The 20,632-nt window shown below is 60.1% G+C and carries 16 protein-coding genes and 9 pseudogenes; 10 read left to right on the forward strand and 15 right to left on the reverse strand.

What is annotated here, in order from left to right; genetic code table 11:
* Window positions 1-150 precede the first annotated feature (150 nt).
* The 4 genes and pseudogenes from NKJ32_RS32700 to NKJ32_RS32715 form a co-directional block, all read right to left on the reverse strand.
* Window positions 151-471: pseudogene (locus NKJ32_RS32700) on the reverse strand (ATP-binding protein); the annotation flags it as partial.
* 5 nt (window positions 472-476) lie between these two features.
* Window positions 477-1,970 (reverse strand): annotated as a pseudogene (gene istA, locus NKJ32_RS32705) (IS21 family transposase); the annotation flags it as partial.
* Between the two features lie 116 nt (window positions 1,971-2,086).
* Window positions 2,087-2,935, reverse strand: a complete 849-nt coding sequence (locus NKJ32_RS32710) for an IS3 family transposase (RefSeq protein ID WP_352726457.1) — start codon at window positions 2,933-2,935, stop codon at window positions 2,087-2,089.
* The gene (locus tag NKJ32_RS32715) at window positions 2,884-3,234 is read right to left on the reverse strand and encodes a transposase (protein ID WP_023680086.1); all 351 of its coding nucleotides are present in this window, start codon (window positions 3,232-3,234) and stop codon (window positions 2,884-2,886) included. The genes NKJ32_RS32710 and NKJ32_RS32715 overlap by 52 nt, the downstream gene beginning before the upstream one ends.
* Before the next feature lie 43 nt (window positions 3,235-3,277).
* On the opposite strand from NKJ32_RS32715, the gene NKJ32_RS32720 reads away from it, so the two are divergent.
* The 3 genes and pseudogenes from NKJ32_RS32720 (at window position 3,278) to NKJ32_RS32725 (ending at window position 4,252) form a co-directional block, all read left to right on the forward strand.
* A complete protein-coding gene (locus NKJ32_RS32720) occupies window positions 3,278-3,646 on the forward strand; it encodes a helix-turn-helix domain-containing protein (protein ID WP_502902721.1) in 369 nt (122 codons plus the stop codon).
* Window positions 3,647-3,926: 280 nt separating this feature from the next.
* Window positions 3,927-3,995: pseudogene (locus NKJ32_RS35645) on the forward strand (hypothetical protein); the annotation flags it as partial.
* Window positions 3,996-4,012: 17 nt separating this feature from the next.
* Complete coding sequence (locus NKJ32_RS32725; RefSeq protein WP_352830101.1) at window positions 4,013-4,252, forward strand: transposase; 240 nt, start codon at window positions 4,013-4,015, stop codon at window positions 4,250-4,252.
* Window positions 4,253-5,173: 921 nt separating this feature from the next.
* On the opposite strand, the pseudogene NKJ32_RS32730 reads toward NKJ32_RS32725, so the two are convergent.
* The 10 genes and pseudogenes from NKJ32_RS32730 to NKJ32_RS32775 form a co-directional block, all read right to left on the reverse strand.
* Window positions 5,174-5,342: pseudogene (locus NKJ32_RS32730) on the reverse strand (bifunctional methylenetetrahydrofolate dehydrogenase/methenyltetrahydrofolate cyclohydrolase); the annotation flags it as partial.
* Window positions 5,343-5,402: 60 nt separating this feature from the next.
* A pseudogene (tnpC, locus tag NKJ32_RS32735) lies at window positions 5,403-7,038 on the reverse strand (IS66 family transposase).
* Window positions 7,039-7,114: 76 nt separating this feature from the next.
* Window positions 7,115-7,459, reverse strand: a complete 345-nt coding sequence (gene tnpB / locus NKJ32_RS32740) for an IS66 family insertion sequence element accessory protein TnpB (RefSeq protein WP_023693549.1) — start codon at window positions 7,457-7,459, stop codon at window positions 7,115-7,117.
* Window positions 7,456-7,842 carry a transposase gene (locus tag NKJ32_RS32745; protein WP_352652961.1) on the reverse strand — a complete coding sequence of 129 codons (387 nt, stop codon included), beginning with the start codon at window positions 7,840-7,842 and terminating at the stop codon, window positions 7,456-7,458. The genes tnpB and NKJ32_RS32745 overlap by 4 nt, the downstream gene beginning before the upstream one ends.
* Before the next feature lie 106 nt (window positions 7,843-7,948).
* Window positions 7,949-8,833, reverse strand: coding sequence for a formyltetrahydrofolate deformylase (gene purU / locus NKJ32_RS32750; protein ID WP_352830103.1), 885 nt, complete (start codon window positions 8,831-8,833; stop codon window positions 7,949-7,951).
* A 210-nt stretch (window positions 8,834-9,043) separates the two neighbouring features.
* Window positions 9,044-10,279: an NAD(P)/FAD-dependent oxidoreductase gene (locus NKJ32_RS32755; RefSeq protein ID WP_352830105.1), complete on the reverse strand. Its 1,236-nt coding sequence runs from the start codon at window positions 10,277-10,279 to the stop codon at window positions 9,044-9,046.
* A gap of 90 nt (window positions 10,280-10,369) precedes the next feature.
* Window positions 10,370-10,690 carry a Rieske 2Fe-2S domain-containing protein gene (locus NKJ32_RS32760; protein WP_352830107.1) on the reverse strand — a complete coding sequence of 107 codons (321 nt, stop codon included), beginning with the start codon at window positions 10,688-10,690 and terminating at the stop codon, window positions 10,370-10,372.
* Window positions 10,691-10,804: 114 nt separating this feature from the next.
* A complete protein-coding gene (locus NKJ32_RS32765) occupies window positions 10,805-11,815 on the reverse strand; it encodes a sterol desaturase family protein (protein WP_352830108.1) in 1,011 nt (336 codons plus the stop codon).
* 101 nt (window positions 11,816-11,916) lie between these two features.
* Window positions 11,917-12,747, reverse strand: a complete 831-nt coding sequence (locus NKJ32_RS32770) for a 3-methyl-2-oxobutanoate hydroxymethyltransferase (protein WP_352830109.1) — start codon at window positions 12,745-12,747, stop codon at window positions 11,917-11,919.
* Between the two features lie 205 nt (window positions 12,748-12,952).
* Window positions 12,953-13,909, reverse strand: coding sequence for a ribokinase (locus tag NKJ32_RS32775; RefSeq protein ID WP_352830110.1), 957 nt, complete (start codon window positions 13,907-13,909; stop codon window positions 12,953-12,955).
* Window positions 13,910-14,169: 260 nt separating this feature from the next.
* Here NKJ32_RS32775 and NKJ32_RS32780 point away from each other — a divergent pair, with 260 nt between their 5' ends.
* Complete coding sequence (locus NKJ32_RS32780) at window positions 14,170-15,018, forward strand: AraC family transcriptional regulator (protein ID WP_352830111.1); 849 nt, start codon at window positions 14,170-14,172, stop codon at window positions 15,016-15,018.
* 51 nt (window positions 15,019-15,069) lie between these two features.
* On the opposite strand, the pseudogene NKJ32_RS32785 reads toward NKJ32_RS32780, so the two are convergent.
* Window positions 15,070-15,138, reverse strand: a pseudogene (locus NKJ32_RS32785) (gamma-glutamyl-gamma-aminobutyrate hydrolase family protein); the annotation flags it as partial.
* Between the two features lie 35 nt (window positions 15,139-15,173).
* Here NKJ32_RS32785 and NKJ32_RS32790 point away from each other — a divergent pair.
* From NKJ32_RS32790 to NKJ32_RS32815, 6 genes and pseudogenes are all read left to right on the forward strand, one after another.
* A pseudogene (locus NKJ32_RS32790) lies at window positions 15,174-16,056 on the forward strand (IS110 family RNA-guided transposase); the annotation flags it as partial.
* Between the two features lie 529 nt (window positions 16,057-16,585).
* A complete protein-coding gene (locus tag NKJ32_RS32795; RefSeq protein ID WP_352830112.1) occupies window positions 16,586-17,029 on the forward strand; it encodes a hypothetical protein in 444 nt (147 codons plus the stop codon).
* A gap of 144 nt (window positions 17,030-17,173) precedes the next feature.
* Window positions 17,174-18,616, forward strand: coding sequence for a tyrosine-type recombinase/integrase (locus NKJ32_RS32800; RefSeq protein WP_352830114.1), 1,443 nt, complete (start codon window positions 17,174-17,176; stop codon window positions 18,614-18,616).
* Between the two features lie 63 nt (window positions 18,617-18,679).
* Window positions 18,680-19,243: a tyrosine-type recombinase/integrase gene (locus tag NKJ32_RS32805; RefSeq protein WP_502902723.1), complete on the forward strand. Its 564-nt coding sequence runs from the start codon at window positions 18,680-18,682 to the stop codon at window positions 19,241-19,243.
* Window positions 19,236-20,231: pseudogene (locus NKJ32_RS32810) on the forward strand (tyrosine-type recombinase/integrase). Before NKJ32_RS32805 ends, NKJ32_RS32810 begins: the two are co-directional and overlap by 8 nt.
* 155 nt (window positions 20,232-20,386) lie before the next feature.
* Window positions 20,387-20,632: pseudogene (locus NKJ32_RS32815) on the forward strand (DDE-type integrase/transposase/recombinase); the annotation flags it as partial.

Consider the following 20,632-nt stretch of genomic DNA (forward strand, 5'->3'; position numbering starts at 1 on the left):
CGCCCTGGATCATCCGTCATGAAGATATCGAGCAACTCGATATCCAGCACCATTCCGGCAGGAGCGGACACAGTCCATTATCACACTCACAGGATCAGCAGATCCAGCTTTTTCAATAACATAGCGAGGTGTGCATTATGTCGTGGGATCGGTGCCGCCGATGAGCACGGCGTTGCGCTGGTCGGCGACGAAGGTGCCGTTGGCAAGGTCCCGGACCAGCACCTCGTTGACCGGCGTGCCCTCGAAGTCGAACTCATCGATGTCCTTGGCGATCGGCAGCTTGGCGACAGTGAGCTGGTATTTGATGGAGCGGGCCTGCTTCTCGGCGATCTCGGCCGACAGCAGATCGCCGACGATCCTCGGCGGCTCGTGCTGGCGCTTGATGCCTGTCGCCATGACCTCGTCGTAGGCGCCGCGCATGCCGTAGAGCTTCAGCGTCCCCATTAGTTCCAGAACCTGCGTGCGTTCCATCAGCTTGCCCTCCTGAGGCTGTCGTAGCGGGCGCAGTCGGCCTGCGGCTCGTGCTGCAGGCGAAGAGCGTCCGGGGTGAGAATGGTGACGGCCGGCGCCGGATCGCGCCGCCGGGCCAGGATGTTGATGATGACGGCGGCAGAGCAGAGGTTCTGATCGAGCGCCTCCTGGCAGGCGGCTTCCACGGCATCAATGCCGTCGGTCAACACCGTGGCCAGGATCGACACCATCTGCCGATCGCCGTCATGCGCCGCCTTCAATTTGCGTCGGATACGCTCCATCGCCGAGGGCAGGACCCAGCTCTGGAAGGGCGCACCGTTGCGCAGTGCACCGGGCTTGCGAGCGAGGACCGGAACATAGTGCCAGGGATCGTAGACCGTCTCGTTGCGCCCGAAGGAGCGGGCATGTTCGGCGACGACCACGCCGTCCTGGCGGATGACGATCTTGCCGGCATAGGCATGGATCTCGACCGGGCGGCCGACGGCGGTCGACAGCACCGAGTATTTGTTGTTGTCGAAGCGCACCGTGCATGTCTTCGACACCGAGGCCGGCACCGTATGGAATCCGTCGAAGGGACCGCGGTATTCAACCAGCTTGCCACGCTCCTCCTCGAACACGTTCCAGATCGTTCGTTCCGGCTGTTCGATGTGACGGTGCGCCTTGGCGTAGGCGACGCACTTGTCATGCAGCCAGGCGTTCAGCTCCTCATAGGTCTTGAAGCGCAGCCTGGGCGTGAAGAAGCGCTCGCGCACCAGCCCGACCTGGTTCTCGACCTGACCTTTCTCCCAGCCCGACGCCGGCGTGCAGGCGACCGGCTGCACCAGATAGTGGCTGCACATCTGCATGAAGCGGCGATTGTATTGTCGGTCCTTGCCAACGAAGATCGTTTCCACCGCCGTCTTCATGTTGTCGTAGATGCCGCGCGTGCAGGCGCCACCGAAGAAGGCAAAGGCCCGGTCGTGCGCGTCGAACACCATCTCCTGCGTCTCCCGCGGATAGGCCCTGACGAACATCATGCGGCTGTGGCAGAGCCGGACATGGGCGACCTTCACGGTCACTGTCACGCCGTTGATCAGGACGATCTCGTGGCTCCAGTCGAACTGGTATGCCTCGCCCGGCGCGAAGAACAGCGGCACATAGGCGTCCGACATCGCCGACCCCTGCGCCTTCGCCCAGCTCTTCGCGTATCGGCGGACGGCGTCATAGCCTCCCTCGTAGCCGAGGCTGCAAAGCTCTTCGTAAATCCGGATCAGTGTCAGTTGCTCGCGCGCCGCCTTGCCACGGTTGCCATTCAAAAACCCGTCAAGCTGATCCTGCCACGGACCGATCTTCGGCTTGGGCTGCCGCTCGCGTTCGTAGGAGAACGATGTCTCATTGGATCTGAGAATCTTGCGGACGGTGTTCCGCGACACATGCAGTTCGCGGCAAATCCGCTTGAGCGACCATCCCTGCACATGGAAGGCGCGCCGAACCCGGGCAATCGTATCCACCGACTTCATCCCCACACCATCCGCTCGCTACGACGAGCTGATGGTCGCAAATCAAAGCATCAGGGGGGTCAAAATTGGACGCCGATTCCCCGGCTTATGGAGTGCGCCCCTCGGACCGGACAGGGTCAAGCCGCAGTTTTGACCATCTGCCGGGCGTGTTGGTCCTCGAACTGTTGCGGGCTGAGATAGCCGAGCGCTGAGTGCAATCGGCGGGTGTTGTAAACCTCATCAATGAAGCGGGGAAGGTCCTCAGCGACGTCGGCGAAGGTTTCGTAGGCCATCGGATAGACGGCTTCGACCTTCATCGTCTTCATGAAGCTTTCCGCTTTCGCATTATCGTAGGGATTGCCGCGCCGGCCCATCGATCCAATAAGATCGTGCTCGGCGAGAACGTTGCGGTAGAGGAGTGCGGCATATTGCGACCCTCGGTCCGAGTGATGGACGCAGCCCGGCGGGGGTTTTCGTCGTTCGATTGCCGCCTTCAATGCTGCAACGGTCAAGCGCGCGTCGATCGACCGACCGATGGCGTAACCAACGACCTTGCGTGACCAGGCATCCAAAATGACCGCGACGTAGACGAAGCCCGCCGCAATCGTCACGTATGTTATGTCGCTCACCCAGAGCTGGTTCGGGCCGTCGGGTGTCACGTTCTTCGCCAGGTTCGGGAAGATCGGCAACTCGTGATCGCTGTCCGTAGTGGCGATGAAGCGCCGCCTGATCCTGGGCTGCAGATCGTGCTCGCGCATCAACCGTCTGACCTTCTTGTGGTTGACGACGATGCCGCGCTGCCGCAGCGCCGCCTGCATGCGGCGATAGCCGTAAGCTTCGAAGCTGTCGGAGATCTCACCCATCGTCTCGACGAGCGCTGTGTCATCCACGGCGGTTTCGGGCTGATCGTAGTAGGTTGATCGCGCGATCCCCATCAGCCGGCATCCTTCAGCGATGGAGACACCGCCGGGCCGGTGATCACGGATGTAGTCCCGCTTCTCGGACGTGGTGCGCTTTTCAGAGCCCCCTTTAGAAACTCAATTTCCAAGGCTTGCCGGCCTACCAGCCGCTCCAGCGCTGCGATCCGCGCCTCATAGGTCTGCATCGTGTCGGCCGCCGCCACGTCTTCGTCGAAGGAGCCGGCCTCGTATTTCTGAACCCAGATGCGGATCAGGTTACGCGGCAGTTCGTGCCGCTTGGCGAGACCATGCAGCGTCTCGCCGGACAGGAACTCCTGCACTACCTGACGTTTGAACTCGATGCTGTGCGTGCGATAAGTCACCATGGGCTTCCATCCTTCGAAAGCCCGGCTTCCAAGTCAATTCTGCTTGTTCATCCCGTCCGGTCCGAGGGGCGCACTCCATTATGGGGTCAATTTTGCACGCCGATTCACACGCAATCGCAGCGATCGGCTGCTCGCCTGCCTCGACGCCATCCACGACGCGGCAGTGGTTGGCCTGAAGGAGCACGATCGGCTGACGATGGCCAAAAGCCAGATGGAGCGGCGGCTGCGCGAACGCCGCGCCAACTCGAAACTGCCTGACCTCCTCGAGCTTGTGCTGTCGCGGCCACTCGTCTCGGCAGGCATGATCCAGGAGCGCCTAAAAGTGACAAAACAAGGTGCGCTCAATCTCGTCGGCGAACTCGGGCTGCGCGAGACGGGCAGGGGAAGGTTTCGGGCATGGGGGATTGTCTGATCGGCCATGTCTGCTTTACGAAGTTATCGAACTATCCTCCCCTGTCGCTCTTGCTAGTCCCTATGATTTACGCAAGCACGAGCGTGGGACGGCCTGGCGAATGGCTTACCGGCGGTGGCTTTCGACATTGGCCTTCGAACATCCCGCTCAGCAGATCGCATTTCAGGACTACGTCGATGCCGTCATGGATGCGGAACGGCGGCTGCGGCAGGTCGAAGAACAGATATTCAGTCTTCTCCCGCAATGGAACCAGCGCCCGGTCGTTGACGCCTTGCAGGCAATGAGGGGGATCGCGCTGATCAATGCCGTGGTACTGGTCGCGGAGGTCGGCGACTTCACACGGTTCTCAAACCCACGCCAGTGCTCATGGCCTATTTCGGCCTGGTCCCTGGCGAGCAATCGAGTGGCGAGACTGTCTGGCGCGGCGGCATCACCAAGACCGGCAACACCCATGCCCGGCGCGCGCTGGTCGAGGGCGCCTGGGCTTACAGGATGAGGCCGCGCATCGGCCGGCACAAGGTCGACCGGATCGAGGCGCTGCCAAAAGTCGTCCGCGTATCGGCTGGAAAGCGCAAGTTCGACTGTGCACCCGATATCGTCGGCTGAGCGCGCGCGGCAAGAACGTCAACGTCGTCAATGTCGCCATCGCACGCGAGATGGTGGGCTTCATCTGGTCGATCGCCTGCACGGTTCAATCCGCGCCAAAGGCGGCGTGACCGCTATTTGACAGACAGCCAGCAGAGGAGATCGCAAAAACCCAAACATCAGCCTCGGCGCGATATGCGGCGCTGGAGGCGGGACAATGCCGGGGAGCCCTCGTCTCCACTATGAGCCTCGACGCTCGGCACCTAGACCGAGGCAGCCCCAAACGAAACCAGGTCATGCGGCTCGACCCGCGGATGAGAGATTGTTGACCGACGTTCAAGTCCCGCCTCTTGCACCTCATATCCGCCGTACAAGTGCCTCGACCGCCGATCGGATCGGCGGGCTGCAAACTATGCCAAAGGCCGTTGTCAGCAATCATGAGAGTGGTTTGATCAGCTCGACGCCATATCTGCAGACGAGGCCGCCTGCTCCAACCATTTCAGCCACATCGTCTCGATCGCGGCTAGCTTCGCTCTCGCAAGCTTGCGCAGGTGAGATGGCGCAGCGGATCGTAATACTCACTCGCTATCTCGTCGTAGCTCCCATGCCTCGGAGGGGAGGGCTTTGGGATCGCATTCACTTGCCGGCATCCTTCAGATCGAGATTGGGTCCTGCGGCCCTGAGTGGTGTCATTGCCCTTTCGACGGGCCTCTGCCAAGGCCACCACAGAGCGCTGTGTCTTTAGCGTACGGGCGAAGGTTTGAGCTGCTGCATCATTGCCGAAGGCGTTTTCCTTGGAGGAATCAAGATAGAGGATGCCGCTTTCGGTTCCACTGGGTCTGATAACAACGCTCGGGCAGGAATGCTTGTTCTGCAGGACACCGTGCGTTTCGCTGTGGGTCATCCCCCAGTGTTCGACCGGAAAGATTTATGCCTTGGATGGCGCGCAAACACCATCGCACCAGACGGGGGCAGGGCACGAGGCCGGTACTCAGGTCTCCCGTCGCAAGCTTGCGGCATTGACCACATGCAGGCCGTCAACATCCTTTTCCGGGCGGATCGACTGGATCACTACATCGGAATTGAGATGGCCCGGTAGCGGCAGTTGCACACGGGTCGACGGATCATCGCGCCGATCGTCGAGCGTTCTGGGCAGCTTCGTCGTAAGCGGTCAGCCGATAACGTCAGGCCTAAAGTTCCAAGGCATGAGCATTTCGATCTCGGATGCCGGCCATCCTTGAGCGATGCGGGTCAAGGTCTGCGAGAGCCAGTCGAGCGGATCGACGCTGTTCATTTTGCAGGTTTGCAGCAAGGTGGCTACCGTCGCCCAGGTTCGTCCACCGCCTTGGCTGCCGGCGAATAGACTATTCTTTCGCGTGATCGTCTGGGGCCTGATTGCACGCTCGACGATATTGGAGTCGATTTCGATGCGACCGTCCATCAGAAAGCGTTCCAGCGCCTCCCGCCGGGTGAGCGCGTAGCGGATCGCCTCGGCGGTCTTGGATTTTCCGGAGACCTTCCCCAGTTCCGCTTCCCATAGATCGAAGAGGCTCGCGACAATGGCCACGGATTTTTCCTGACGCAGCGCGGCGCGGCTTCCGGCATCCTTGCCGCGAACCTTGTCCTCGACCTTCCACAATTCGGTCATGGCGATGATCGTTACCGTCGCGGCCTGCGAGATCCCGCTGATGTGCAGGTCGTAGAATTTGCGCCGCAGGTGAGCCCAGCACCCGGCGAGCCGGATTGATTCATTGCTGCCGGCTTTGGCCCGTGCCTTGACCAGGTTGGTATAGGCCGAGTAGCCATCCACTTGCAGGATACCGCTGAACCCGGCGAGGTGGCGCGCCACGCAATCTGCGCCTCTGCTGTCCTCAAAACGATAGGCAACCATTGGCGGACTGGTTCCGCCATAGGGTCGATCATCCCGTGCGTAGGCCCATAGCCAGGCTTTCGTGGTCTTCCCGGAACCGGGGGCAAGGGTGGGCAAGGTCGTCTCGTCGGCGAAGACCCTTTCGCCCTCCTTCACACGCTCGAGGATGTAATCGGCGAGCATCTGCAACTCGAAGCCCAGATGCCCCATCCACTGCGCCATCAGCGACCGGCTGATCTCGACACCGTCGCGCAGATAGATCGTCTCCTGCCGGTAAAGCGGAAGGCCGTCGGCGTATTTCGACACGGCGATGTAGGCGAGCAGCCGCTCCGTCGGCAGGCCGCTTTCAACGATGTGCGCCGACGCCAGAGCCTGGACCACGCCGTCACGGCCCCGGAAAGCGTATTTGGGACGGCGCGTGACGATGACCCGGAACTTCGGCGGCACGACGTCCAGCCGCTCGGATCGGTCCTCACCGATCAGAACCTTTTCCAGCCCCTCGCAGTCGCCCGGGATTTCCGGCTCGATAACTTCCTCGATGCGTTCGAGGTGGGCAGCAAAACCCTTGCGTGGACGCGCTGCGCGCTTTGGCTTGTCCCCAGCCGCGTGGTCGAGTTCGCTCCGGATCGCCGAAAGGCCGGTCTCGACCTCTTGCAAAGGAGGCCTGCTCGTCGTCGATGGCCAGGCGTAGCCGCTCGGAACGCGTGCCATGTTGCGTGCGCTGTAAAACTTTCAGGATCGACGTGAGATTGGCGATCCGCTCGTTGGCGCTCCTCTCGACTGCCTTCAGCCGGGCGACCTCCGCCTCGGATGCTGCGATCCGAGCTTCGGCGACTGCGATCCGGGCCTGACTCGCAGCCTGCTCGCGAGCCATGGAAAGGATCATCGCCTTCAGCGCATCAACGTCGTCGGGAAGGGCAAGACCCGGTAGAACCATGGCAAGCAACAGAGCACAAAAACAGCCGCTTTCCCAACCGTTCCAGCCGCATGATTCATCTTGCCGCAGGCCGGTTTCAGCCCGTCGATAACGGCCGCCTGACCCTGGCCGGACGGATCTTTTTCCAGTCTAACCCGGCCAGAAGCGCCATCAGCTGGGCGTGGTCGAGACGCATGCGCGCGGCCGATATCGCAGACCAGCAGAAGCTGTGATCTTCCAGAGTCTTCGAATAAAGACAAACCCCGCTGCCGTCCCACCACACGATGCGAACCCGGTCCGCACGCTTCGAGCGGAACACGTGAAGCGCCCCCGAGAACGGGTCCAGGCCGCCATCCCTGACCAGCGCCATCAAAGATGCCGCGCCCTTGCGGAAGTCGACCGGCTGGCACGACACGTAAACCACCACACCGGAAGCGATCATGCCTTGCGAACCGCGCAGATGATCCTCGCCAGGCGATCGGGATCAACATCGCCGCCGGCGCGCACCACTGCATCGCCAATGACGATTTCCACCATGTCGCTGCCCATCGCTTCAAAGCGCGTGAACTTCGCCGGCTTGCTCGCTGCCTCCGTCAGTGGCGCAACCATGCCCGACGAAAGCGCCTTGCGGCGCCATGCATAGAGCTGCGAGGGGTCCAGCCCCTCGGAACGCGCAACTGCCGACACATTACCCCCTGGCGAGAACGCTTCGGCGACAAGCCGTGCCTTCTCTTCGTCCGACCGATGGCGCGGCTTGCGTCGGGACGGCACAGGCTCCGCCGTCAAAATCTCGAATGTTCGATGATGGCTCATACTGTCGCTCACAGGATTCTCCGCATGATTCATGCTGAAAATGAGCGATCAACCGCCTGCACGCTACGTGGGGATGCCTACGCGCTTACGCTTCGTCAGAGATTTGCCGGTAATGAAATCAGCCCATTCGCTCGGACTCATGTGAGCCAGGGCTTGCCGGGAAAACGATCGTCTTGTTGCCGTTCATGAAGACACGATGATGAATATGCGCATGGATTGCACGCGCCAGGACCTGGCTCTCCACGTCACGTCCGATTGACACGTAGTCCGACGCAGATTGTCCGTGCGTGATACGCGCCACGTCCTGCTCTATAATTGGCCCCTCGTCGAGGTCTTCCGTGACGTAGTGCGCGGTCGCGCCGATAAGCTTTACGCCGCGTTCGTAAGCCTGCTTATAGGGGTTCGCGCTTTTGAAGCTGGGCAGAAAGGAGTGATGGATGTTGATGATCCGGCCGCTCATCTTTTTGCAAACGGCGTCCGACAGCACCTGCATGTAGCGAGCGAGCACGATCAGTTCCGCACCAGAGGACTCGACCACCTCCATCAGCCGCGCCTCGGCTTGCGGTTTGTTCTCTTTCGTGATGTTGATGTGATGAAACGCGAGGTCGTGGTTCACCACGAGCTTTTGGTAGTCGAAATGGTTCGAGACGACGCCCACTATGTCGATGGGAAGAGCTCCGATCCGCCAGCGATAGAGCAGGTCGTTTAGACAGTGGCCAAAACGGGAGACCATCAGCAAGACTTTCATCTTGTGGTCACAGTCACGAAAACCGTGCAACATATCGAACTTCCTCGCGATTGGATTAAAGCCCCGCTCGATCTCCACCTTGTCTGCACCTTCCTCGGAAGTGAAACTGAGACGCATGAAGAACATGGCCGCCTGCAAATCGTCGAACTGGGAGCTATCGGTGATGTTGCATCCCTTCTCTGCCAGGTAGCTTGTGACGGCCGCGACGATGCCTCTTGTCGATTTGCAAGATATGGTAAGAACGAAAGAATTCATTAGGGCCTTCCCTGGTCGGGCGGCGACATTTCTGTCGTCCGCGTTCTGATATGTGCGAGCCCCACAGTGCGCTGAGGCTACGCTCGGAAGATTGCTCGGCCTCGCGTCCTGGCCGAGCGACCGGTGGATCGATTACGCCAGCCATCCGGTCGGGGAGAAGAGAGGGGTCGACCGCGACGAGAAGATGCAGTCGATCCGCCCTCGCTCGAATTAGCTGACAAGAAGTGACTTGAGGTTCATCGCGGGGTCGGCCAGTGCTGCAGGCGAAAGCTTGAGGCGCCTCGCGATCAAGGTCTCGGAGAAGCGGATCTCCTTTGCGATGACGCCAAGTGAACCGAAGCCACACGCCGCAACAAGTTTGCTGTCGTGGTCCAGGTAGAATAAGACCGTGCCCTTTGGACCAAGATCTCGGTGCACGGCAGGCTGATCAGGGCAAATGCCCGCGATCTGAAGCGTCTCTTCATATTGATCCGACCAAAACCACGGAATGTCGTCGTGAATTTGGTGTGCTCCCAGCATGTTGGCAGCCGCAGTTATCGCCTGACGTCGGGCGTTCCGCCACGCCTCCAGTCGCAGCCGCCTTTCATAAAGGGGGTGTGGAAACGAGCAGCAGTCCCCGGCAGCAAAAATGTTGGGATCGCTGGTCGCTAGTGTCTCATCAACAACTATGCCGTTGTCGACGGACAGACCGGCTGCCTCTGCTAGCTTCACGTTGGGCACGGCGCCGATCCCAACGACGACCATGTCGGCGCAAAAGACTCTCGCGTCTTCAAGAATGACCAGTGTCTGCTCAGCGCGCTCTTCTATCCTGGTGATGGACGCAGATGTAACGATCTGAACGCCAGCTCTCTCGTGCCTACCCTGGATCAAGCAGGCCAAGACTTCAGGCACCGCCCTGGTCAACAGACGCGGTCCGGCCTCAAGCACGACACACGATGCCCCGCGAGAAACCGCACTCGCGGCGACCTCCAGTCCGATAAAGCCCCCGCCAATGACAACGATTTTAGAACGTGGGACAATGGCCCCCCTCAATCGAACTGCGTCGTCGTGCGTCCGAAGGGTGAAAACATTCTGCGCGCTGCCGTATCTCGGTGGGAGGGTACGGGGAGCGGCTCCAGTCGCAAGAAGCAGCCGTTCGTAAGGAACGTTCGCCCCATCGGAGATTTTCACCCTATGACGCGAGCGGTCGATCGATAAGGCCGATCGACCGAACCACGTCGTTACGCGGAGCTCCCTCAGACGATCCGATGTCAGTATGTGCCGTGGGCATGGCGGCGGTTCTTCCACCAGAAACGCCTTGGAAAGGGGAGGCCGCTCATATGGCAAAGAATCTTCCGAGCCAATCAGGATCAACGGTCCGGCCCAGCCACCTTCGCGCAAAGCGGTGACCGCGGCTGCTCCGGCCTCGCCGGCGCCAACGACGACCATGGCTCGTTCGCTCTCCATTCGTAGTGCCTCCTGACGAGTTCGCGTGGGTTGCCGCGATAAAAAAAGCGAAATAACCTCTCGCTGTGCCGGTCACGATCAGCTTTTCGGTCACACCCTGATGTAAACGGAGTCAGCTTCAACCTTCACTTGATAGCTGTTGAGGTCGATACAGGCCGGCAGGGCGCGTGACTCTCCAGATCGATAATCGAACGTGCCGAAATGTTTCGGACACTCGATGATGTTACCGTCGACTATTCCATCGGCGAGATGGACCTTTTCGTGCGAGCAGTGGCCATCCATCGCGAAGAACTTGCCGTCGGGCGACCGCACGACAACAAACGTTCGGGAGCCGACATCGACCCTCAGGGCTTCCTCGGGTTGGAGTGCATCGACGGTGCACGCGACTACCCAGTTTTCTCCACTTGTCATAAGAGCTCCTTGAACATGGGTCGGTTCGAATACTCGCCGACATTGCTACAGGTCGGCCCCGCCACAGGGCCGAGATTTTGACGTTGCATCGCTGGAAATTGCGGTGTGTCTTGATCAGGCAGAGCCACCGCGGGTGTATTTCTTCGCCTTGATCCGTCTGGCCATCACCTCGTCGGATTCCGGCGAGCCGTCGTGGAAGGTGCCGAACCATTCATCGAGCGGAATGCGTTTTTCGCCGTAGTTCACTTCGAAATACTTGTGATGGAGATAGTGATAGTAGTTGTCAGTATCGATCATGTGTTCTCCATCCACCACCATCTTGTCGAAGCCAACATGCGACTTGGCCGGCGATAGTCCTGCGTGCATCAGTTGGAACATCGAATGAAGCGGATGGGACGGAACGACGAAATGGATCACGACGCCCGTGAAGTACAGGAAGTGCTCGACGGGATGCATGGAGAGACCCGACCACGGCCCCGGGTTGACATTATTGTGGTGAAGTTTGTGAACCCAGTGGTACAAAGGGCCCATATGGATCAGCCGGTGGATTAAGTAGAAGTGCAGTTCTCGCCACGCGGGGACGAGGACGAGCAGCGCTACGAAATAGAGGGGGTGGTCGCGGAAATCCACATACGGGAGATACCCGTTGGCATAGAGCCACCATGTGACGGCCTCGACCGCTGTCCAAATTGGAACCGCACTGCACATCGTCCAGAAGATGTTCTCCGCGTTCTGATTGCCGAACATGAAGGCCGGGTTATCGATGTCGGGCCACTTCGCATTATACTTGAACTTCGTCTGCTGGCGCCGCATGACATAGAGGATGAGGTGAAAGCCTCCATAGAGAGCAACCGTCAAAGCAGCGTTTCGGGCAAGGATCAACGATATCCATTGCGCATGAAACTCCCGCATGGTCTCGAGCGAAGGAGTAAGATAAAGCCACACGATCAATGAAGCTGCGAAATAGCCGGCATTCCAAGGCCAGAGGTAACCGGGGTATCCCAGAAACCAACGCAGGAACTTCAACGGCTGAGCTGGCCAAACGAAGATAGGCGAGCGTTGTAGCTTCTTATTCGGCGTCCAGTTCCCGCGCTTATCGCGCTTTCCGTACAGGGTGTCGTCCATTTCCTTTTCTCCAGTAAATCGGCATTCTGAACCGGTCACTTGCGCCGGATTTGACCGTTAGGGAGCAATCAGAGCTCTCGATGTTACGGGCCGGTGAGCTCTCAAACGCCTTTTGTGTCGAGCGCAGAGACGAAAGCTTCGAATTCCACGTCGCTGATCTTCGACACTTCCCGGTCACCGGGAAATGCCCTCATACCGACGTCATCACGAAACGCCCGCAGCGCGCGGACGCGCTCTTCCTGCACACGCTTCTTCAGTTGTTGCAGATTGCCGTAGGCTTTGGCGTGTCGAGGCAGGCGCTCGGCCTCACCACATATGTCTTCCGTAAAAAGGAAGAGCGCGTCGGCATCGGGACCCGAACCAAGTGACACGGTCACAAGACCGGTGCGTTTCCGTATCTCCGACATCACCTTGGCGGGAATGACTTCGCATTCGACTGCGAAGGCGCCGGCGTCCTCAAGTCGCCGGAATCGCTGATACAGTTGGACGGCTTCGTCCTTGGTTTTTCCGACTGCGCGGAGCTTTCCCACCCAGGTGGATTTTCTTGGCACGAGTCCGAGGTGGCCCATAACTGGGATGTCTTCTGCAGCGAGAGCGGATACCGTGGACATGCCCCTGGCCGTGATCACGGCGTCCGCGCCATCGGAGAGCGCCTTGAAGGCGGACCGGAGGATTTCGTCGGGCGTCACGGCCTCGGCAAAACCAAGGGCAGCCGTTATGAAGAGCCGACGCGATCCTCTCCGGACGGCTTCGACGTTGCGGGCGCGGGCGACCACCATCTCTATGCCCGCTTCTTCGACTGCCGCGGCCTCTTCTTCGGAGTTGGCTGTGACTTGCGTGTACCGCTCGCCAATGGAGCGAGCAGCCTTGAGGTCCGCAACGGTCACCGTACGCTCGGCTTCCTTGGCGCTCCAATCGTATATTCGCTGCATGGTGCGTTATCCTTCCCGCGGGCTCAAGGAGGAGTCTGGGCGGTTTTGACCTCGGCCGCACAACCCTTGTGCGACCGAGGAAGCCTTGGGAGGCATGAGAAGACTGATCAAACGGCAAGCATGCGCGATAGTCGACTTTGTAGATTTGGGGCACCCATCTCCACATTGGCCGGTTCGGGAGCAGAAACCGGGCTCCCCGTCTTGGCTACGCTGGCACATGTTCGGTGCTCTGGGAGAAGTTCAATGAACGGTACATCGCATCGACCGCATCTCGTTTTGCCATCCCTGGAATCACCCCAAGCTTAGTGCAAACCAGAGCACCGCAGGCGATGCCGAGCCGAGCAGCCTCTACGACCCCACGCCCCTCGGCTAGCCCCACGGCAAAGCCGGCGTTGAACGCGTCGCCGGCGCCGGTGGTATCGACGACGTCGATCCTAGCCGCAGGGATCTGCACGTCGATCGTATCCGTCACAATGAGGGCGCCCTTGTCACCAAGCGTGACAACCACGTTACGCGCGCCGCGTGACCGAAGAACATCGACCAGTTCACGAGATGGGTGTGGATCGTCGGCTTTGAGCCCGAGAAGGATTCTCAGTTCGCTTTCATTAGGCGTGAGATAATCCACGTACTGGAATACCCCATCCGGGAGCGGCGTCGCCGGAGCGGGGTTCAAGATGGTGAGCTTTCCGTGTTTGCGGCCCAGTTCCATCGCTCGCATTGCTGCCGATAGGGGCGCCTCTAGCACGGCCATCACAACATCGCTGTCCTGGATGCAGCTCTCAGCTTCGTCCACGAAAGTGTCGTCCATTAGGCTCGTGACGCCGTGGTCAATGATGACGAAGTTTTCGCCTGTCTCGTTGAGTATGATGAAACCAACGCCGGTCGGACTTTCTGCCACTTGCCGCACGAAGGCGCTTCGGACGCCTTCGGCTTTGTAAAGGTCGGTAGCGATCTCGCCGAACTTGTCCTGGCCAATCATTGTAACCAATGCGGAGTCGGCTCCCAGACGGGCGGTAGCGACCGCCTGGTTAGAACCCTTACCGCCCGGTCCCATGTCAAAGCTGTTGCCAAACAAGGTGACCCCAAAAGCAGGGATTTCGGTAGTCCGAATGGTCAGGCCGACAGCGAAACTGCCGACGACGGTGATCTTGGGTTTAGCCATGGATCCGTCCCTCGGCCTCGAATGGGACGGCTGCCTCGAAGCCATCTCGAGTTATAAACCCATGGCGCATGAAGCGTAGCGGACAGCGGACACAAAGTAACATCATTTTTCTCCTCCCAAAGCCTAGAACCACCCAGGTCTACAAAACGCGCATCCTCTGAAGCGACCCTAAGGCACGATTTCGATTTTCAAAGCGAATATAGGCTGGTTAGCTAGCGCTGGAAATGGACAAACATTGCGCCGACATGTATTAAACGCGCATGACGATAACACCGCAACGCACTCTATTTCCGGAGAGTCACTACTACGTCCCGGAGGATGGCTGGACCCAACACGCCTACACCGTGGTCCGAGCCGGCAAGGCCGTTACCTCTGTCGATCATTTCATTCAGCGCGACGCCTACCCGGGCCAAGATGTAATGGTTTGCCTTTCTGGTCGCGGCTTTGTCTCGACCGAGGGTAGGACACTGAATGTCGAAACCAATCAGTTGGTCTGGATCGCGAACGAAATGCCCCACGCGCATTGGCCAGACGGGACCGATCCTTGGACAGTGTTGTTTGTGAGGCTCGACGGACCGAGTTGTACCGCAATCCGCAAGAAGGTCTTTGGTTCGGGACCTACCATCGTCACTCTAGCTTCTCTGGATGAAATCCAGGCGTGGTTCGGATCACTGTTTGAAGCACTGCGTACTCGGCGGGACGATATCGATCTCGCACTCAACCGCTTCGTTGGCGAGCTCGTACACTACATTGCGATGCCACGGGCAACATCCGGTAAGACCAGGCTTCCTGCCGCCTTAGCCGAGATCATGGGCAGGATGCGCAAGGAACCGCAACGACCTTGGCATGCGGAAGAACTATCCGCCGCGTCCGGCCTAAGTCCTGCTCAAACTCGACGGCTGTTCCAAAAGCATCTGCAAATAAGTCCCCGCAGGTGGCTTACTAAGGAGCGCATCATGATGGCGCAAAAGTTGCTCCTTGAGACCGAGCTGACCGTGAGCGACGTCGCAGATCAATGCGGTTTTTTCGACGCCTATCACTTTAGCCGCGAATTCAAGCGGAGCATTGGCACAAGTCCGCGAAATTGGCGACGAGGGGAGGGACGTTGAATTTTCGAAACCGCTACACACAGGCCAGCAACGGTCCTCAACCTCAGTTGGTATGTCTTGGACTAGCTCTCCACCAAGGCAAACAGCTATGAGCTGCACACCATTGCAAATGCCGAGAATGCGAGAATGGGCATGGAGCGATCAAGCCCCCCGTACTCAAAGCCTGCTCAAAGCCCGCAGCCGGTCGGCGTGGTCGCCTCCGCGCCGAAGGATGGCCGGCCATCTGCATTGAAACCCGAAGGCCAAAGCCGCGATGAAGACGATGCCGAACAAGACGGATCGGAATGACGCACGCGCCCTAGCGCAGATCATGCGCACCGGCTGGTACCGACAGGTGCATGTGAAAAGCCAGCAGTGTCGGCTCTGGCGTTCCCTCCTCGTCGCTCGACGCACGGTCCTCAACGAAATGCGGACGATCGAGAACGTGGTCAGGTCGATTCTTCGGGAGGCCGGCCTCAAGCTTGGCAGGCCAAGCCGTGCAGCCTTCGCCGATCGCGTGCGCGAGCCCATTGGTGCTGACAATATCGTCATGGCGCTGGTCGAGCCGCTCCTGGCGATCGTAGCCACGATGTTGCGCGAGTTCGGGCGACTGACAAAGCAGGTTCTCGACATCGCCCGCAAGGAGCAAGTCTGTCGGCGGCTGATGAGCGCGCCCGGCGTCGGGCCGATCACCGCGCTCGCCTTCCGTGCCACGATCGATCAGCCGGACCGCTTTCGCCGGTCAAGGGATGTGGGTGCGCATCTGGGCTTGACCCCGGCACGTTATCAATCCGGTGAAACGGACATTCAGGGCAAGGTCAGCCGATGCGGCGACGAACTCGCCCGCACGGCCCTCTATGAGGCGGCGCATTCGCTGCTTGTGCTCAGCAAGAAATGGTCGAGCCTCAGGGCACGGGCATGAATGTCGCCAAACGGCGCGGTATGGCGATAGCCCGGGTCGCGGTTGCCCGCAAGCTCGCCGTCATCCTGCACCGCATGTGGAGCGATGCAACCGCGTTCCGCTTTGGCAAGGAAGCCGGCGGCCCCGCGTCGGCATGAAATAGGACAACAGATAAACGAAGAGGAACATACAGACAGTGATTTACCCGAGAGGGTGATCCGGATCGTTCCCGTGGGGACGATGGGCGAGGCGATCTCGTTGGCAGGCTAGACCGGCGCCGACCGCGAAGAGAAGCGAGTGACCCACGGGGCGACGTCGTCCGGAAAAGACAGGAAAAGCTTGACCTCACCGACCCCAATCAGAGAAGCCTGCTAGCGCCGCTGATGTCAGCTGACCACGGCGAAGAGATTGCGCCGAGCCGAGAAGATGAACCGAAGCGTTGCAGTGCTCCTGGTGATCGGAAGCCTTGCATCACCGCTCCCGCTTTCGCAGCGGCACATGTGTAAGGCCGGCAGCGGGTGAACTCGGTGCCGGCATCCAGACAGTAATCGCGTATCGTCTCGTTCAGGAACACGCTGTCATTGTCCGTGTCGAACCCAGGGCTATCGCAGATGGAAAGCCGAGGCTTTCGCTCTACGACGTACCCCCACCCCTAACCCCTCCCCACAAGGGGGAGGGAGACTTCCGTTGGCGCTGACCTCGGCAAATTGCCTGCCTTTCGGCGCCAAAAGGGGAAGTAAGGGCGGGCGGCAGCGTTCCCTCCCCCTTGTGGGGAGGGTTAGGGTGGGGGTCCATCTTCGTAAGAATCCAAATGCGATTGCCCTGGTGTCGAACCCGAGAAGCTGGAATGGCAGGAGCCGCCGTAATTCCGTCAGCACCTCGCTCAACAGCTTCTGCTCACGCACCAGCAAGGGCCATGCTGCGGGCCACTACGCCTATTACGGCATTGGTGGCAACGTTCGACGATTGCGATGGTACGCCCGACAGGTGGTGCGGGTTTGGCAAAAGTGGTTGTCTCGGCGAGATCGCCAAAGCGTGGTCCGATGGGCCCGCCTCAACGAAATCCTGAAACGCCGCCCCCTAGCCAAGATCGTTCATCCCTACACCGCCATGAGCGAAACTCTTTCGTGAGGAACCGGATGCGTAATGTGGCTTCGGTAGAGATGTGGCGTCGGCCGCCGCGGACCAGAGGCGGCAGGCCGGTGAGGACGCCGAGCGCAATTAACAAACTGGATATAGGTGATCGGATTTCCCACCTCACTGGAGATCCGAGGCATGTTCGAGGACTTATTCAACTACCCGAAGGTCGTAGCGCGTCACCATGACGGGCCCGAGGCCTCGAAGCGGCTGCGCTATCTCAAACATCTCGCCGATCAACGTGCGGCTCGTGAGACTTTGCTGCGCACGGCCCGCGAGCTGCTGGTCATTGCGGAGCGGCTGGACCTGTCCGGCGGCAGGTGCGTCAGGCAGGCCGAGATCGACGCGGCCGCTCAATCTTGGGCCCGATACCAGTACGCGCGAAACAGAGCCTGCGGTGAGAAGTGGTCACGGCGTTTGTTCCATGACGTCGCCGCAGCGTGGCTTTGCTTTCTTGGTCAGCTTGAAGAACCGGCTCCCAACGAACCGAAGGCCCATTCTGAAAAGGTTGAAGACTTCATCGTCTATCAACATGATGAGCGTGGCTTGTCGGCGAGCACCCTAGCCAACCAACGCTGGCAGGTAGAGACTTTCCTCGAACATTTAGGCGTCGAAAAATCTTCGATCGCCGACATCACCGTTGCAGACGTAGACGCTTTCCTCGACGTAAAGGGTCGTGGCGGGTGGTCTCGGGTGTCGGTAGCGACGAGCGCGCACGCCCTGCGCGCGTTCTTCCGCCATGCTCAGCGTCGACAATGGTGTTGCCCCGGAATCGCCGCAGCGATCGACGCGCCGCGACTGTTCAGGGAAGAAGCTTTGCCGATGGGCCCGGCATGGCCCGATGTCCAGCGGCTCCTTGAGAGCACGAGGGACAGGACCGCGCGTGACGTCCGTGACCACGCGATTCTAAAGCTGCTCGCGATCTACGGACTGCGAAGTGGCGAAGTCCGCGGTCTTTGTCTCGAAGACATCGATTGGACGAGAGAGGTCATCAAGGTGACCCGGTCCAAGCAGCGCAAGACGCAATACTACCCCTTGGTGACCTCCGTCGGCGACGCTGTTGTGAGTTACCTTCAGCTGGCGCGCCCCCGCTGCCGTCGTGCCTCACCCTCGTCGTGCCTCACCCTCAAGGCCCCGTTCCGGCCGCTGTCGGCGAGCGCAGTGTACCATGTGGTTGTCTCGGCCATCGCAGCGCCTTTGCGACCCCCACCTACGCCAGGGTCGACCTTGCCGGACTGCGCGAGGTCGGGGCGTTCGATCTGGGAGGACTGGCATGATCCTTTCAGAAATTATCGCCAGCTTTGTCGATCACCGGCAAGCAATCGGAATGCGCTTCCGCACGGAGGTGCGCACGCTCAAGTCGTTCTGTCGCTTCGTCGGCGACAGACCTCTGCCGGAGGTGACGGCCGACCGAGTGTTGGCCTTTCTTGCGGGACGCGGCCCGGTGACCCGTTTCTGGGAACGAAGCATTCTGTTCTGGCGGGCTTCTATCGGTTCGCGATGGCCCGGGGGCATACAAACACATGGCCGTTGCCACGCGCCGTCCCCAAGCCGACGGAAGCCTTCGTTCCCTATATTTAGTCCCGCGAGGAGATCGGTCGTTTACTCGACGCCGTCGTTCTGATCGACCATCCTCGCTGTCCTATTGATCCGGACACATACCGAACGCTCCTGCTTCTCCTTTACGGCGCGGGGCTTCGCCTTGGCGAGGCACTGTCCCTCACCTTAGCCGACGTCGCCCTCGAGGAAGGGGTCCTGTGCGTCCGCGAGAGCAAGTTTTACAAGACCAGACTGGCTCCGATCGGCCACGACCTCGTGCGCATCTTATCCCGGCACGCTTCTCGCCGCCGCGAAGGCCAGTCTGCAGAATCCCTCTGGTTCCTCACGCGCCAGAGCGCCCCTGTGACCCTGCAACACGCTGAGAGGGTGTTCTGCCGATTACGAGTCAAAGCGAATGTCGTGTGCGCCGGCGCCGGGCCGCGACATCAGCGTCGCTTGCATGACCTTCGTCACAGTTTTGCAGTTCACCGCCTCCTCTCCTGGTATCGCCAAGGCGCCGGCGTCCAACGGCTTCTGCCCAAGCTCTCCACCTACCTTGGCCACGTCAACATCTCGGGCACGCAGCGATACCTAACCCTAACCCCAGACCTTCTGCGTGAGGCCAGCGCGCGCTTCGAGCATTACGCCATGGAGATGCCCAATGCGTGACGAGGCGCTCCTTGGCCCCTGGATCCGGCGGTTCCTACTCGAACACGTGGTTGCCGAACGGAATCTCGCCCGCAACACCCAGCAGGGTTACCGCGACGGCTTATCTCAGCTTCTCCCGTTCGTTGCGAAGCGGGTCGGCAAGTCTATTGATCGCCTGAATGTCGTCGATTTATCGGCCGAGCTAATCCGCGCCTTCTTGACCGATATCGAAGTGACGCGTCGATGTTCGATCGCCACCCGCAATCAACGTCTTGCCGCCGTTCGGGCGTTCGCTGGCTTTGTCGGCGAGCATAGCCCCGTCCACATCGAATGGTCGGGCCAGATCCGTTCGACCCCGTTCAAGAAGACCGATCAGGCGGTCGTTCCTTATCTCGAAAAGGCGGAGATCGACGCCTTGCTCGCCGCTCCAGATCGGCGGACGGAGCAGGGTCGGCGCGACTACGCCCTGCTGCTGTTCCTCTACAACACTGGTGCGAGAGCGTCAGAGGCGGTCGGCGTCAAGGTGGCGGACCTGGACCTGAACGCCCCCAGCGTCAAAATCCATGGCAAGGGCGGCAAGCAGCGATACTGCCCATTGTGGATCGCCACCGTCGTCGAGTTACGGGCACTCGTCGCTGACGGAGCCCCTTCTCGATCCATCTTCCTCAATCGCTGCGGCCAACCCATCACTCGCTTCGGGATCCATACCGCCGTTGAGCGTTATGGCCTCAAGGTCGTCGCCAAAATGCCGTCGTAGGCGACAAAGCGCGTAAGCCCTCACTCCATCCGCCACACCACGGCGACCCATCTCCTGCGCGCCGGCGTGGACATCAACACAGTCCGCGGATGCCTCGGGCACGTCTCGCTGGACACCATGAACGTCTATGCAGAGGTCGACTTCGAGACCAAGGCTAAGGCGCTCGAAAAATGCGAGGCGCCGAGTCTCGGCAAGATCCCAAAACGATGGCGTGATCAACCGGCGCTGATGGACTTCCTTCGGTCCCTGTAACCCCCTTTGTTATGTTGCGCTCGGCGTCCTCACCGGCCTGCCGCCTCTGGTCCGCGGCGGCCGACGCCACATCTCTACCGAAGCCACATTACGCACCAAATGTGTTCGAGCACATTTGATGCGGGAATTCCGCACGTCCGGGTCTGTGAGGGTTGCGTGCCGTCGATCAGGACGGCTTCGTCCTCGAAGTGCTGGTGCAAAGGCGCCGAAATGCCAAGGCGGCAAAGCGTCTGATGCGCAAGTTGCTGAAGGCTCAAGGGCAGACACCACGGGTCATGATCACCGACAAGCTCCGGTCCTATGATGCCGCCAGGCGCGACCTCATGCCCGGTGTCGAACACCGGTCGCACAAAGGCCTTAATAATCGAGCGGAAATTTCGCACCAGCCGACCCGACGACGG

The organism is Mesorhizobium sp. M0159 (genome assembly GCF_040322295.1).
Classification (GTDB): domain Bacteria; phylum Pseudomonadota; class Alphaproteobacteria; order Rhizobiales; family Rhizobiaceae; genus Mesorhizobium.

Excerpts from the sequence above, each read along its gene's own strand:
- NKJ32_RS32715 (WP_023680086.1), bottom strand. The coding sequence starts at position 3,234 with ATGGTGACTTATCGCACGCACAGCATCGAGTTCAAACGTCAGGTAGTG.
- NKJ32_RS32725 (WP_352830101.1), top strand. The coding sequence starts at position 4,013 with ATGGCCTATTTCGGCCTGGTCCCTGGCGAGCAATCGAGTGGCGAGACT.
- tnpB (WP_023693549.1), bottom strand. The coding sequence starts at position 7,459 with ATGATCGCTTCCGGTGTGGTGGTTTACGTGTCGTGCCAGCCGGTCGAC.
- purU (WP_352830103.1), bottom strand. The coding sequence starts at position 8,833 with ATGAATTCTTTCGTTCTTACCATATCTTGCAAATCGACAAGAGGCATC.
- NKJ32_RS32755 (WP_352830105.1), bottom strand. The coding sequence starts at position 10,279 with ATGGAGAGCGAACGAGCCATGGTCGTCGTTGGCGCCGGCGAGGCCGGA.
- NKJ32_RS32760 (WP_352830107.1), bottom strand. The coding sequence starts at position 10,690 with ATGACAAGTGGAGAAAACTGGGTAGTCGCGTGCACCGTCGATGCACTC.
- NKJ32_RS32765 (WP_352830108.1), bottom strand. The coding sequence starts at position 11,815 with ATGGACGACACCCTGTACGGAAAGCGCGATAAGCGCGGGAACTGGACG.
- NKJ32_RS32770 (WP_352830109.1), bottom strand. The coding sequence starts at position 12,747 with ATGCAGCGAATATACGATTGGAGCGCCAAGGAAGCCGAGCGTACGGTG.
- NKJ32_RS32775 (WP_352830110.1), bottom strand. The coding sequence starts at position 13,909 with ATGGCTAAACCCAAGATCACCGTCGTCGGCAGTTTCGCTGTCGGCCTG.
- NKJ32_RS32780 (WP_352830111.1), top strand. The coding sequence starts at position 14,170 with ATGACGATAACACCGCAACGCACTCTATTTCCGGAGAGTCACTACTAC.
- NKJ32_RS32800 (WP_352830114.1), top strand. The coding sequence starts at position 17,174 with ATGTTCGAGGACTTATTCAACTACCCGAAGGTCGTAGCGCGTCACCAT.